Genomic DNA, 14639 nt, shown 5'->3' on the forward strand with positions numbered 1-14639 from the left:
TTCCTTGCGTATGCAAAATTTTCGTCACTGAGCACCAAACTATTTTTCTGTTTAACGCCGTCATTCTCCTGGATACTCAATCACAGACACACGGATCGCTTACTTTGTGAACAGGAGATTTATCATGACGCAACAGATTTTCCAGGCACAACCCTTTGCTCTGCCTTTTAATCCTCAGACGACTGCGTTGGTCATGATCGACATGCAGCGTGATTTTGTTGAAGCCGGTGGATTTGGCGAAGCCCTCGGTAACGATGTGTCATTCGTCCGTAGCGCAATCGAACCCTGTAAAAAGGTGTTGGCGGCGGCGCGCAGTAAGGGGCTGATGGTGATCCATACCCGTGAAGGGCACCGTGCAGATCTCAGCGATTGTCCGCCAGCAAAACTCACGCGCGGCGGTAAAACGTTCATCGGTGAAGCCGGTCCAATGGGGCGTATTCTGGTTCGCGGCGAAGCGGGTCATGACATCATTCCTGAGCTCTACCCTGTGGCGGGTGAACCGATCATCGACAAGCCCGGGAAAGGCGCATTCTACCAGACCGATCTGCATCTGATTTTGCAAAACCGCGGCATCAAAACGCTGATTGTCTGTGGCGTCACAACCGAAGTGTGCGTGAACACTACCGTGCGCGAAGCGAATGACCGCGGCTATGAGTGCATCATTCCCGAAGATTGCGTGGGCTCTTATTTCCCGGAATTCCAGAAATATGCGCTGGAGATGATCAAAGCTCAGGGGGCGATTTTTGGTTGGGTAAGCGACGCTAACGCCATCATTGCTGGGCTGAAAGGCTAACGCAGATGACCCCGGTCACGCTCTCTGCCCTGTCGCTCGGCTATCTGTTTCCAGCGAATGAAATGCGAGAGCTTCGGGTTCACAGTGCGTTTCAGCATGCGCTTAACCTGCGCACAGAAGAGGGCATTTGCCTCACTCTTTTGTGCGCAGACAGGTATCAGAATCTGGCCGATGCCGCGCGGATAGTACTGCCAGCACACTGGGACTGGCGACAACACATCGTCGATTCCGACCCTCTTCGCCTCGCCAACGGCGTTTTGTATGCACAACAATTTTGTGTGGAACTGGCGACCGCAACGGTATGGCAGCCCGGACTTCACGGAGGAAGCCGGGATCTGAAAACCGGTTCATGGGGAGAGTATGACTACCAGACGCTCACGTCACAACTGCTGCTGTTTTGCCTTGAGCATCACGTTGAAAGTGCACTGCAGTGGCAGGGCAATGCCTTTCATCAGGGGCTCAGCGTACAGGAATCGGCAGAGCAACTTGAGCGGCAGGTTCCCCAGTTGATTGGTTACGGTAAGGGACTCACACCGGACGGGGATGACTATCTGCTGGGCTATCTGGCCGCACTGTGGCCCTGGCAACTGCCCACCGGCCTTGCCGCGCACCAGCGCAGACTGCAACAGGCGATTGAACAACAACTGCTCTGCACGACAGATATCAGCCGCCACTACCTGAGTCGTGCGCTTCAGGGACATTTCTCGCAGCCGATTTGCGATCTGCTGGAGCAACTTAATGCCCGTGCCCCGGTGAAAATCCTCGGTGCCTGTGCCGAACAGGTCATGCAATTTGGCGCGACGTCAGGCGTCGACTGCCTCGCCGGCTTACTGCATGGCATGAGAACGCTGAACGCACATCTTTAAATAAAAGACACTTTCTCGTTGCGATCGTCGCTACGTGGACTCGCTGTACCCAAATTTTAACTTTGGGTGATAAAAACGGACGTAATTAAATGAAAGTAAAGCATAAAATTTTTAAAAATCTCTATCAGGATTCCGTATCCCTGATGCAGATTTCCGCGCAAATTAGCGCATTGCCCGGAATTCAACAGGCTTCCGTGGTCATGGGTACGCCCACCAACCTTGAACAGCTCAAAGATGCCGGACTGAGTGACGGCATCAGCGCGGGCCCGAACGACCTGGTGATCGCCGTAATGGGCGCAGAGGACATCTGCGCGGAAGCGCTTACCCTTGCTGAGGACCGTCTGACCAGCAAACCCGAAGAGGGAAATAGCGACGGCGTACAAGCGCCCGATCTGGTGAGTCTCGAGATGGCGCAGGAGAAAGTCCCCGACGCCAATCTGGCGCTGATTTCCGTCCCCGGCGACTATGCCGCCGCCGAGGCCATCAAGGCGCTGAACCTCGGAATGAACGTTATGTTGTTTAGCGATAACGTCAGCCTCGGGCAGGAAAAAGCCATCAAAACCCTCGCCCGCGAACGCAACCTTATCGTTATGGGCCCAGATTGCGGAACCGCAATCATCAACGGTATCCCATTAGGTTTCGCCAATGTGGTAAAACGCGGAGCCATTGGCGTGGTGGGCGCCTCCGGTACGGGTTTACAGGAAGTGACCTGCCGTATTGATAAGTTGGGGGCGGGGATCTCCCAGGCGCTCGGAACCGGCGGTCACGATCTCAGTGAAGCCATTGGTGGGATCTCTATGCTGTTTGGCCTGCAGGCGCTGATAGAAGATGACGCCACGCAGGTGATTGTGTTGATCTCAAAACCACCTTCACCTGAGGTCGCACAACGTATTCTTGAACTGGCACAGTCAGCCAGCAAACCGGTGGTGGTGAATTTCCTCGGTGCCGACCCGCAGGAGATTACGCGTCCGAACATCACGGCGGCGACCACGCTTGCCAGCGCCGCCGATCTCGCCGTCGCGTTACTCAACCATCAACCACTACCAGACACACAGATAGCATCCTCAACACAGGATGCTGCCCTGTTACATCAGGCCTGCCAACGCCTGCCTGCTACGCGTCAGGCAATCCGGGGAGTATTTGCCGGCGGCACCTTCTGCTACGAAGCACAACTGATCTGTCAGCAGAACGGTTTTACCGCCTCATCCAATACGCCGGTCTCCAGTAACCATAAGCTTACCGACATCTGGCAGAGCGTCGGCCACACGCTCATTGACATGGGCGACGATGATTTTACCCGGGGAAAACCGCATCCGATGATCGATCCAACGCTGCGTAATCAGCGTCTGCTGGCTGAAATCAACGATCCCCGGACGGCCGTCGTCCTGTTCGATCTGGTACTCGGTTATGGCGCATCTGAAGCCCCGGCGACTGAGCTGCTGGACATCCTGGCTCGTGTAGGTACTCAGCCGTCACCGCTGCTGATCGCACATGTTTGCGGTACGGAAAGCGATCCGCAACAACAAAGCCGTCAGGCCAACGCATTACGACAGGCGGGCGTGATGATCGCCGATAGCAACGCGCAGGCCGCAGCCTGGGCCAGTACCGTGATACAGATTCAGGTTCAGAAAAAGGATGTAAGCGCATGAATACCTTATTTAATCAGCCGTTAAAGGTTGTGAATGCCGGGCTACAAAGTTTTGCCAACAATATTCAGAAAGTCGGCGGAGAAGCGATCGCGCTGACCTGGCAACCCCCGGCACAAGGGAATATTGATGCCGGTCTGGATCTGGCTTCGCTATTGCGCCATCCATTGATTGAACAGGCGAACCAGATTGCAATGGCGCGCTATCTCAACGCACAACCGGTGTGGGTAGATGTGATGCCGGCCAGCACCGCCATTCCGGAAATGGCAGCACGTAAGCTGATTCTCCATTCTGGCCCGCCGATTCGTTGGGAAAATATGTGTGGTCCGGTAAAAGGAGCCATTGTCGGCGCGATGTTATTCGAAGGGTGGGCGACCCATCCTGAAGACGCGGAACGTCAGATACTGGCAGAGGAAATCAGCCTTGAGCCCTGCCATCACTACCATGCCGTGGGGCCAATGGCGGGAATCATCAGCCCCTCAATGCCTCTGTGGGTGATCGAAAACAAGACGAACGGTCAGCGTACGTTCAGCAACTTCAACGAAGGACTGGGTAAAGTGCTCCGCTTCGGAGCCAATAATGAAGAGGTACTCAGCCGTCTGAGCTGGATGCGTGATGAGCTTGCTCCCGCACTGAAAGCCGCAGTGCAAAAACTGGGTGAACTGGAACTAAAACCGCTGATGGCCCAAGCGCTGCATATGGGGGACGAAGTCCATAACCGCAATGCTGCCGCCACCGGACTGCTCATCAAGCGTCTGCTTCCGGCACTACTGGCCTGCAATCTGCCGTCAGAAAATGTCCAGCGCGTCGTGGGATTCATCACGGGCAATGACCATTTCTTCCTTAATCTGTCGATGGCAGCCTGTAAAGCCATGATGGATGCCGCAGCGAATGTCCCGTTCAGTTCGATGGTCACCGTGATGGCCCGCAACGGCGTGAACTTCGGGATTCGACTTTCCGGCACCGGCGAGCGCTGGTTTCAGGCTCCGGCGAATGCCGTCGAGGGACTGTTCTTCCCGGGTTACGGGGTGAACGACGCCGCTGCCGATCTTGGCGACAGCGCGATTACGGAAACCGCTGGCGTGGGCGGATTTGCGATGGCCTCATCCCCGGCAATTGTGAAATTCGTCGGCGGTACGCCAGCCGATGCCACCAACAACAGTCGTCGTATGCAGTCCATTACGCTGGGGGGTAATCCGGCCTTTACTTTACCAGCCCTCAACTTCGCGCCCACCGCGGCGGGTATCGACGCACGTAAAGTCGCCGATCGCGGCATTTTACCCGTCATCAACACGGGGATAGCCCACAAGCAGGCCGGTATCGGCCAGATTGGCGCAGGAATTACCACCGCACCAATGTCCTGTTTTGTCGACGCGATAACGGCACTGGCGCAGACCGTCGCCAGAGGAGATAAACCATGAGTACGCCACTGGCTGTCGTCGCCGTTGGCGGCAATGCGCTGATCCTGGACGAACGGCGCAACAGTATTCCCGATCAGTACGCTGCCGTCATGGAAAGCATTAAGCACATCACCGACATGGTCGAAGCCGGCTGGAATATCGTGCTGACCCACGGCAACGGCCCGCAGGTAGGTTTTATTCTGCGCCGCTCTGAATTAGCAAGCGGCGAAATCTCTCCGGTACCGCTGGACTACGCCGTCGGCGATACCCAGGGAGCGATTGGCTATATGTTTCAGAAAGCGTTGCATAACGAGCTGGCGCGCCGCGGCATTCATAAGCCCGTGGCAACGCTCGTTACCCAGACACGGGTCAGCCTTCACGACGACGCATTCACCAACCCCAGCAAACCCATCGGAGCCTTTCTTGATGAGGCTACGGCTCGGGAACGGCAACAGCAACTGGGCTGGACGCTTATGGAAGATGCGGGTCGCGGCTGGCGGCGCACGGTACCGTCTCCGGCTCCCCTGGAAATCCTCGAGTCCGCGACCATCGCACAGTTATTACAACAGGGCTATATCGTCATCGCCTGTGGTGGTGGTGGGATCCCGGTCGTACGCGATGAACAGCAGCAGCTCACTGGCGTGGAGGCGGTGATTGATAAAGACCTCGCTTCCGCGCTGCTTGCCAGTCAGTTAGGGGCGGATTTACTGGTCATTCCTACCGGCGTGGAAAAAGTGGCGATTCACTTTGGCACACCACAACAGCAATGGCTGGACACGCTCAGCGTCGCGCAAGCGCAGAAACTCTTACAGGAAGGCCAGTTTGGCGTCGGTAGCATGCAGCCGAAGGTGGAAGCGATCCTCGATTTCGTGAACGCCAGTCGGCAACAGGGCAAAGATGCCCACGGTTTGATCACCAGCCCACAGGCCATCAAAGCGGCGCTGGCACATCAGAGCGGCACCTGGATAACCCCTTAATTTAACGGAGATAATGATGACTACCACCACCCTGCTGGCCGTGAACGGCACACTGATGCGCGGCCTGGAACTGAACAAGAATATGCTAAAAGCGGGCGGTGTCTTTGTCCGTGAAGATCGCACCGACGCACATTACCGTCTGTGGAGTATTCACGACAGACACCCCGGCATGATTCGTGTGAAAGAAGGCGGCACCCATGTTGAGCTGGAAATTTGGTCGCTACCGCTGGCGAGCTTTGCTGATCTGTTGGTAAGCGAACCCGCCGGGTTGGCGATTGGTAAAGTCAAACTGGAAGATGGCAGCGAAGTTCTCGGCGTTCTCGCCGAAAACTGGCTCACGGAGGGTCAGCGAGAAATCACTAAACTGGGAAGTTGGCGTAAATACACCGGACATTTCCATACCGCGTAACACGCGTTTCAGAGGGAAGAAGATATGCGTAAAACAGAAGAGAGTCTCAACACGGCATCAGGTTTACGTATTGCCATGATTTTGCTGGGTATCGCGGTAACGCCAGTTCTGTTGTCGTCCTCCAGCCTTGGCAATCAGTTGTCCAGCAGCAACCTGATTAGCGTGGTACTGCTGGGCGGGTTAATCCTGACCATTCTTTCTGCAATCACCATCAGCGTAGGTGAAAAGGCCCGTCTGCCCACCTACGGGATCGTGAAATATGCTTTTGGTGAGAAAGGGGCGATTGCCATCAATATTCTGATGGCAATCAGTCTGTTTGGCTGGATTGCGGTGACGGCCAATATGTTTGGTCATTCCGTACATGATTTGCTGGCGCAACACGGTATGACGCTTCCTTTACCGCTACTGGTCGCGGCAGGTTGCCTTATTTTCGTCGCCTCTACGGCCTTTGGCTTTGAGGTTCTGGGAAAAGTGGCGCAGATCGCCGTGCCCGTCATCGCCCTGGTGCTGTGTTACATCCTCTATGTGGCGACGCACACCGACGTTGCTGCGCCTGCCACCCTGACCAGTATGAACACCGGAGTCGCCGTTTCTACGGTCGTCGGAACGATTATTGTGCTGGTCGCTACGTTGCCCGATTTCGGCAGCTTTGTGCATAACCGCAAACATGCGCTGATTGCCGCCGGCACAACGTTTTTAATCGCTTATCCGTTGCTCTACTGGGCTGGCGCGACCCCCAGCGCCCTCAGCGGTCAGGGGTCATTACTTGGCGCAATGGCCGTATTTGGCGCCGTCTTACCCGCAGCGCTACTGCTGATTTTTGCCTGCGTCACGGGTAATGCCGGGAATATGTTCCAGGGAACGCTGGTGGTTTCCACGCTGCTGACCCGCTTCCCGAAATGGCAAATAACCGTTGCGCTGGGCGTTTTATCCGCCATCGTCGGCAGTCTGGACATTATGGCGTGGTTTATCCCCTTCCTGTTGTTTTTGGGGATCGCAACGCCGCCGGTCGCCGGGATTTATATCGCTGACTTTTTCCTCTATCGCCGAAACGGCTATCAGGAGGCGGTTCTGACGCAGGAGCCACAGGTGAAAGTACTCACCTTTGTGGCCTGGATCCTCGGAGCAGCGGTGGGCTTTATGACGGTAAACGGGGTGTTCACCCTGACGACCATTCCTTCGGTGGATTCCATTGTTGTGGCCTGCATCGCTTATGTGTTGTTAAGTCGTCTGAGTCAACATCGATAATTCCCGGGTATAATTGGCGAATTCATCATGGCTGGATCTATCGATCCAGCCCCTCTGCCAAACGGGAAGCGTTATGTTCATCTCCGACGAAACTCTGCGCGTGATTCATCTGGTCGCCAGACACCAGAGCATCACCGTCGCCGCTGAGCAATTGAATAAGGTGCCTTCCGCCATCAGCTATACCATTAAAAAAGCGGAAGAAAGTCTGGGTGTTGTGTTATTCACGCGTAAAGGCCGCTATATCGAAATCACGCCTGCGGGCAGCTATTTTATTGAACACAGCAAAACCATTCTCGGCGATATGGAAGCACTCAAGCGCAACACTGTCCTGATCCACGACGGTGTTGAACGCGAACTGACTATCGCGGTGAATAACATCATCCCCTCCTCGTTGCTGGTAGACTTTATCCGCGATTTCGAACATCAGTTTGCCTCAACCACGCTGACGGTCTGTCTTGAGGTTTATAACGGCTGCTGGGATGCACTTTACAGCAGACGAGCCGACCTGGTGATTGGTGCGCCGCATGCCGTTCCGAGTACCGAGGGCGTAATCAGCGAACCCTTCGGCCAACTGGAGTGGGATTTTGTCGTGAGCCCACAGCACCCGCTGGCCAGGGAACATCATCCACTGGAAAATGCCGAGCTTCGCCAGTATCCAGCGGTGTGTATTCGCGATACGTCGGTAAATTTTACGCCACTACAGGCCTGGCTACTGGAGGGGCAAAAGCCGCTGTTTGTTCCTGATTTCACGACAGCGATTGCTCTCATCGAGCAGAATGTGGGGATTGGCTACATTCCCCATCATTTAGCGCTACCGTTGCTCAATAGCGGAAAACTGCTGAAAAAACCGATGCGTGAACATAAACATGCGACCAAATTGTTCCTGGCCGCACGTTCAGACGGTATGGGAAAAGTGTGCCAGTGGTGCATTGATTATCTGCTCAAACTGAACAGCGCATTGTAGGCCCGGTGAGCGTCACGCTACCGGGCAAACGACCGGGTGGCGGCTTCGCCTTACCCGGCCTACGGAGATTATGCCTGACGCAGATTCTGCGCGGCTTTCACCATGTTCGCCAGCGCGGCGCGGGTTTCCGGCCAGCCGCGGGTTTTCAGGCCGCAGTCCGGGTTCACCCACAGGCGTTCAGCCGGGATACGCTGTGCCGCTTTTTGCAACAGCGCCTCAATCCACTCTACGCTCGGGACGTTCGGCGAGTGAATGTCATACACGCCCGGCCCGATTTCGTTCGGATAGTCGAACTCTTCGAACGACTCCAGCAGTTCCATGTCGGAACGTGAGGTCTCAATGGTGATCACGTCGGCATCCAGCGCGGCAATAGAATCCATGATGTCGTTAAACTCGCAGTAACACATGTGGGTGTGGATCTGGGTATCGTCTTTCGCCACCGCCGCGTTGATGCGGAACGCTTCCACACCCCACGCCAGATAAGCGGCCCAGTCGCTACGACGCAACGGCAGCCCTTCGCGCAGTGCGGGTTCATCAATCTGAATGATGCCAATGCCTGCCGCCTCCAGATCTGCCACCTCATCACGCAGTGCCAGCGCGATCTGTTTGGCGATGGTTTCGCGGGTAACGTCTTCACGCGGGAAGGACCAGCAGAGAATGGTCACCGGGCCGGTCAGCATGCCTTTTACCGGTTTGTCAGTCAGCGACTGCGCATACTTCGCCCATTCCACGGTGATCGCTTCCGGACGGCTGACGTCGCCGATCACCACCGGCGGTTTCACACAGCGAGAGCCGTAGCTCTGCACCCAGCCGTTCTGGGTGAAAACGAAACCGTCGAGGTGCTCGCCAAAATATTCCACCATGTCGTTACGCTCGGCTTCGCCGTGGACCAGCACGTCCAGGCCCAGACGCTCCTGCTCTACAATCGCCTGCTTAATATGCTCCGCAATGCCGGTGCGGTAGTTGTTGGCATCAAGCTGACCTTTTTTGAAGTCCAGACGCAGGCCGCGGATTTCAGTGGTCTGCGGGAAAGAACCGATAGTGGTCGTTGGCCACGCTGGCAGGTTGAAGCGCGCACGCTGAGCTTCAGCACGCACCTCGTACGGGTTCGCCCGCTGGCTGTCCTGTGAGGTGATGGCCGCCAGACGTTTTTCCACTGCCGCATTGTGCACGCGGGTTGAGTGGCGACGCGCCTGAATCGGGGCGCTCCATTCGGCGATGGCGGCGGTATCGCCGCTGTTCAGCGCATCGCGCAGCAGCGTCAGTTCACCACACTTTTGCAGGGCGAAGGCAAACCAGCTCTTCACTTCCGCATCCAGACGCGTTTCAACGCTCAGGTCGATCGGGCTGTGCAGCAGTGAGCAGGACGAGGCCACCCACAGATCGCGAAGGCCTACGATATCTTTAATTTGGGCATATTTTTCTGTCAGATCGGCACGCCAGACGTTACGTCCATTGACCAGCCCTGCAGACAGCAGCCAGTCAGTCGGCAGGCGTTTGTGCAGCGCTGCCACGTCATCTTTACCGTGGACCAGGTCAACGTGCAGTCCCTGTACCGGCAGCGCGGCAATGGTATCAAGGTTAGGCGTCACCCCTTCAAAGTAGGTGGTCAGCAGCAGTTTCACCTGCCCGGAAAGCGCATCGTAGGCCGGTCTGAAGGCATTCAGCCACGCCTGCGGCAGTTCCAGCACCAGCGCAGGTTCGTCGATCTGCACCCACTCGATGCCGCGTTTTGCCAGTTCCGCCAGCACCTGCTGATAAACCGGCAGAATGTCTTTCAGCAGGCTCAGACGATCGAACGACTCGCCCTTCACTTTGCCCAGCCACAGATAAGTCACCGGGCCGAGCAGCACAGGTTTCACCTTGTGACCCAGCGCCAGCGCTTCGTCCACTTCATCCAGCAGTTGTGTCCAGGTCAGTTTGAACTGCTGACCTTTAACGAACTCCGGCACCATGTAGTGATAGTTGGTGTTAAACCATTTGGTCATTTCTGCCGCTGCCGCCGGTTCGCCGGTCGGCGCACGACCGCGACCAATGCGGAACAGAGTGTCGATATCGACGGAGCCGTCTTTGTTCTGATGACGAGCCGGGACGTTACCGAGCAACAGGCTGGTGGTCAGAACATGGTCGTACCAGGCGAAGTCGCCGACCGGCAGAAGATCGATACCCGCTTGCTTTTGTTGATCCCAGTGGCGCGCACGCAGTTCGCGGCCCACCGCCAGCAGTTCTTCACGGGTCGCATTGCCCGCCCAGTAGCTCTCTTGCGCTTTTTTCAGCTCGCGACGCAGGCCAACACGAGGAAAACCGAGGGTGTGATTCAGTATTGTCATTGTATGCCTCTTAGAAAATTTGCAGGTTTTAGCCGTCCAGATGTTTACACTGCTATAATTCGCAAGTACTGTATATTCCTCAAGCGCAATTTGTTCATGCCGAAGTGAAGGACTTTCATGATCGAGATTAAACACCTGAAAACGCTCCAGGCGTTGCGGAATACCGGGTCACTGGCAGCCGCCGCGGCGACGCTGCATCAGACCCAATCCGCCCTGTCTCACCAGTTCAGCGATCTGGAACAGCGCCTTGGCTTTCGGCTATTCATACGTAAAAGCCAGCCGCTGCGTTTCACCCCACAGGGTGAGATCCTGTTGCAACTGGCCAGCCAGGTACTGCCGCAAATTAACCGCGCGTTACAGGCCTGCAACGAACCGCAGCAGACCCGTCTGCGTATCGCCATTGAGTGTCATAGCTGTATTCAGTGGCTGACCCCGGCGCTGGAAAACTTCCGCGCCAAATGGCCACAGGTGGAGATGGATTTTAAATCCGGCGTGACGTTTGACCCTCAACCGGCACTCCAGCAGGACGAGCTGGATCTGGTGATGACCTCTGACATTCTGCCGCGCAGCGGGCTGCACTATTCGCCGATGTTTGATTTTGAAGTCCGCCTGGTGCTGGCCCCCGAGCATCCGCTGACCAGCAAAACGCAGATCACGCCGGAAGATTTAGCCAGCGAAACGCTGCTGATCTATCCGGTACAGCGCAGTCGGCTGGACGTCTGGCGTCATTTTCTTCAGCCCGCAGGGGTCAGCCCGTCACTGAAAAGCGTGGATAATACTCTGCTGTTGATTCAGATGGTGGCGGCGAACATGGGCATTGCCGCCCTGCCGCACTGGGTCGTGGAGAGTTTTGAACGTCAGGGTCTGGTCGTGACCAGAACCCTGGGAGAAGGCTTATGGAGCCGCCTGTACGCCGCCGTGCGTGACGGCGAGCAGCGCCAGCCGGTGACTGAGGCGTTTATTCGATCGGCGCGCAATCACGCCTGCGATCATCTGCCGTTTGTTCGGAGCGCGGAGCGACCCAGCGGCGATGCACCCACAGTGAAGCCAGTATCACCATCGCGCCTGTAATAAAACTAGGCCAGTGAGGCTGTTGGTGCCAGATCGCCAGGTTAACCAGCAGCCCGGCGGGCACATGCATATTGTTCATAATGCCGAGCGTGCCCGCATCGACCTGTGTCGCACCGTAGTTCCACATAAAGTAGCCGATCCCTGAAGCGGCCACGCCCAGGAACACCAGAATCCCCCACTGGAGCGTGGTTTCCGGCATTTTCTGCGCATTGCCCAGCATGAACCAGGCGACTACCGCGACCAGAAACGCGCCGATGTAAAACCATGCAAACGCGTTATGCTGCGGCATCGGGCGCGTCTCCATCAGGCGTTTATAGCCCACCATGCCGATGGCAAAACTGATGTTGGAGAGCTGTACCAGCAGCAGACCGGTCCAGAAATGATCGGTCACCTGGTCATAACGAATAATCCCTGCGCCAATCACCGCCAGCAGCGCGCTGAACGCATAGCCCCAGCGCAGCCGCCGTTTACTCATCAGATCGTAAATCAGCGTGATATAGAGCGGCGTCAACACGGTAAACAGCAGCAGTTCAGAGACGGTCAGGTAGAGATAAGCGTGGAAACTCAGCATATACATGATGCCAAGCTGCATGGCGCCCACCAGCATATACAGGCCGATAGTTTTCAGGCTGTGCCCGCGCGTACGCAGGAAAGGCAGGAACACCAGCGCGGCCAGACCGACCCGAACCAGCACCGCAAAGTAGCTATCGACGTGCCCGGCAAGGTATTCGCCGAACAGGCTGAAGGAGAAGGCCCACAGGATCGTGGTAATGATCAGTAACGCCACAATGGATATCTCTTAGAATAAGGAGTATCCATTGTAGCGGAGAGTTAAGCTGACAACTGATTAATTAACGAGCGGTCATCTTAGCGTAAGAAAAGATCGCGCAGATAGTGCGGCACCGCATCATCGACGTTGATGCCAATCACTTCCAGTTCCGGATGCAAATCCTTCAGGCGCTGGTGGGCATTGCCCATAATGCAGCCTTTACCCGCCATCGACAGCATTTCAGCGTCGTTCATGCCGTCGCCAAACGCGATGCAATCTTTGAGGCTGTAACCCATCGCTTTGGCGACCGCTTCCAGCGCATGGCCTTTCGACACGCCGCCCGCCATCACTTCCAGGCAGGTGAGCGTAGAGAAGCTCACGTTCACGCGATCGCCCCAGCGCGCATTAATGGCCTGTTCCAGCGGCAGCAGGATGTCATGGGAATGACTGGTAAAAAACACTTTGCTGACGCCTTCCGGCTCCAGTAAACCAGGTTCAAACAGCGAGTAATGGAACACCGCCTCTTTGAAAAAGCGCATCTCATCCGGACGATGGCGGTTCATGAACCAATCGTCATTGCGATAAACGTTGGTGATGATATCCGGGTTCGCGTTCACCACCCCAAACAGATCGCTGGCAATATCGCGATCGAGGTTATGGGTAAACACCAGATTTCCGTCCATGTCATGTACCCGCGCACCGTTGGAGGTGATCATCCAGGACTTAATCCCCAGATTATCGCGGATCTGCCCCACATCGACATGATGACGACCGGTCGCAAAGACAAAGTTAACGCCGCGTGCGGTCAGCAGCTTCAACGTCTCTTTCGCGTAGGGGGAGAGGGTATGGTCGGGAGAAAGCAGTGTGCCATCTAAATCAGACGCAACAACCTGATACATATAAAAATTCAACCTCTGAGCAAAGCGGTTTCCGCTGATGAGTTATGCTTGTTGAAAAAATCAACGATAGCCTGAAGCGCAACTGAGCGCATAGCGTCCTTTTCAAAAAGGATCTCATGGTAAGCGCCTTTAATGACCAGCGGATGCCCCCCTTCAACAGGATGGCCCGCTGCGGCGCGGAGTTCACAAAAACGTTCGTGCATGCGGTTATCCACCACACGCTCTTCTTCGGCCTGAATCAGCAGCGTTGGCGTGGCGTCATCGCCCGCACCGGCCAGCACCTGTTCAGCCGCCAGAATACCTTCCCGCACCCAATGAAAGGTCGGGCCGCCGACACGCAGCTGCGGTTCATCGGCATAAAAACGTAAATTACGCCGATAGCGTTGTCGACTGTGGGTTAATAAATTCATGCCAAAGGGCAATGCCCGCCAGCGTCCGGTGCCGATCGCATACCCTTCCCGGATACGCTGATGACCTTCGGCCCAGTCGAGGATATGGCGCACCATCCAGTCAGGTAAACGCATCACAATACCAAACATTGGCGCACAGAGCGCGATCGCATCGCACTGATGCGGATGACGCTGCAAAAACAGCGTCGCAATCGCCCCGCCCATTGAGTGCGCCAGAATATAACGTTTACGCCACGGTCCCGGCTGCACTTCCTGTTCCCAGAACGCCGATAAATCATCAACATAGTCGTTGAAATTGTCGACATGACCGCGATTAGGATCCGATAGCATGCGCCCTGAACGTCCCTGACCGCGATGGTCAATAATGAGGACATCAAAGCCCAGATGAAACAGGTCATACGCCAGTTCGGCGTACTTTACATAGCTTTCAATTCGCCCCGGACAGATGACAATGACACGATCGTTATGCGCTGCGCGAAACCGGACAAAACGCACCGGCACACGACCGACGCCGGTCAATTCCGCTTCCTCGCGCTGACGCCAGAAGTCTGTCAGCGGCCCCATGGAAAAAGCCGCAAACGCGTTTTCTCTCGTTTCCCAGTCTTTTTGCTGCTGAAACATCGGGTATCCAGCCTCGTTTACCAGGTAAAAATCGTTTTTTCAGTCATGTCTGACACAACACAGCAACAGTAGCGTATTGTGGCATATACCCGTCATACTTCAAGCTGCAGATGCGTTGGCTTTCCTCGCTCATCCCCGTCACGTACTCCCTGTACGCGCCTGGGATTTTGCTGCGTCGCCGCCTTTGTGCAACTCGAATTATTTAGTGTATTTAAAGTGCAATCAGGGAGTTTCTC

Annotated in this window: 13 protein-coding genes; 9 read left to right on the forward strand and 4 right to left on the reverse strand. The window is 55.8% G+C overall.

The annotated features are described in order from the left end of the window. The first annotated feature begins 124 nt into the window (after window positions 1-124). The 8 genes from AL479_RS08355 (at window position 125) to AL479_RS08390 (ending at window position 8303) form a co-directional block, all read left to right on the forward strand. The gene (locus AL479_RS08355; RefSeq protein ID WP_061075748.1) at window positions 125-793 is read left to right on the forward strand and encodes a cysteine hydrolase family protein; all 669 of its coding nucleotides are present in this window, start codon (window positions 125-127) and stop codon (window positions 791-793) included. A 5-nt stretch (window positions 794-798) separates the two neighbouring features. Then, on the forward strand, window positions 799-1659 hold the full coding sequence (locus AL479_RS08360) for a DUF2877 domain-containing protein (protein ID WP_061075749.1): 861 nt from the start codon (window positions 799-801) through the stop codon (window positions 1657-1659). 89 nt (window positions 1660-1748) lie between these two features. After that, complete coding sequence (gene fdrA / locus AL479_RS08365) at window positions 1749-3308, forward strand: acyl-CoA synthetase FdrA (protein WP_061075750.1); 1560 nt, start codon at window positions 1749-1751, stop codon at window positions 3306-3308. Further along, complete coding sequence (locus AL479_RS08370; RefSeq protein ID WP_061075751.1) at window positions 3305-4726, forward strand: DUF1116 domain-containing protein; 1422 nt, start codon at window positions 3305-3307, stop codon at window positions 4724-4726. The genes fdrA and AL479_RS08370 overlap by 4 nt, the downstream gene beginning before the upstream one ends. Then, the gene (locus tag AL479_RS08375) at window positions 4723-5682 is read left to right on the forward strand and encodes a carbamate kinase (protein ID WP_061075752.1); all 960 of its coding nucleotides are present in this window, start codon (window positions 4723-4725) and stop codon (window positions 5680-5682) included. Before AL479_RS08370 ends, AL479_RS08375 begins: the two co-directional genes overlap by 4 nt. 13 nt (window positions 5683-5695) lie before the next feature. Next, window positions 5696-6091: a hypothetical protein gene (locus AL479_RS08380; protein WP_061075753.1), complete on the forward strand. Its 396-nt coding sequence runs from the start codon at window positions 5696-5698 to the stop codon at window positions 6089-6091. A 24-nt stretch (window positions 6092-6115) separates the two neighbouring features. After that, window positions 6116-7339: a cytosine permease gene (locus tag AL479_RS08385; RefSeq protein ID WP_061075754.1), complete on the forward strand. Its 1224-nt coding sequence runs from the start codon at window positions 6116-6118 to the stop codon at window positions 7337-7339. Between the two features lie 73 nt (window positions 7340-7412). Further along, window positions 7413-8303: a LysR substrate-binding domain-containing protein gene (locus AL479_RS08390; RefSeq protein ID WP_061075755.1), complete on the forward strand. Its 891-nt coding sequence runs from the start codon at window positions 7413-7415 to the stop codon at window positions 8301-8303. Between the two features lie 68 nt (window positions 8304-8371). Here the strand turns inward: AL479_RS08390 and metE are convergent, their stop codons facing one another. After that, window positions 8372-10633, reverse strand: a complete 2262-nt coding sequence (metE, locus tag AL479_RS08395; protein ID WP_061075756.1) for a 5-methyltetrahydropteroyltriglutamate--homocysteine S-methyltransferase — start codon at window positions 10631-10633, stop codon at window positions 8372-8374. Window positions 10634-10750: 117 nt separating this feature from the next. Between metE and metR the strand changes: the two genes are divergently transcribed. Further along, on the forward strand, window positions 10751-11704 hold the full coding sequence (gene metR, locus AL479_RS08400; protein WP_061075757.1) for an HTH-type transcriptional regulator MetR: 954 nt from the start codon (window positions 10751-10753) through the stop codon (window positions 11702-11704). Here metR and bioP read toward each other — a convergent pair. From bioP to pldB, 3 genes are all read right to left on the reverse strand, one after another. Continuing rightward, on the reverse strand, window positions 11592-12491 hold the full coding sequence (gene bioP, locus AL479_RS08405) for a biotin transporter (protein ID WP_061075758.1): 900 nt from the start codon (window positions 12489-12491) through the stop codon (window positions 11592-11594). The genes metR and bioP overlap by 113 nt on opposite strands. An 80-nt stretch (window positions 12492-12571) precedes the next feature. Next, window positions 12572-13372, reverse strand: coding sequence for a sugar/pyridoxal phosphate phosphatase YigL (gene yigL, locus AL479_RS08410; RefSeq protein ID WP_061075759.1), 801 nt, complete (start codon window positions 13370-13372; stop codon window positions 12572-12574). Between the two features lie 8 nt (window positions 13373-13380). After that, window positions 13381-14403: a lysophospholipase L2 gene (gene pldB / locus AL479_RS08415; protein ID WP_105291734.1), complete on the reverse strand. Its 1023-nt coding sequence runs from the start codon at window positions 14401-14403 to the stop codon at window positions 13381-13383. Window positions 14404-14639: the final 236 nt, after the last annotated feature.

Source organism: Citrobacter amalonaticus (genome assembly GCF_001559075.2).
In the GTDB taxonomy this organism is placed as follows: Bacteria; Pseudomonadota; Gammaproteobacteria; order Enterobacterales; family Enterobacteriaceae; genus Citrobacter_A; species Citrobacter_A amalonaticus_F.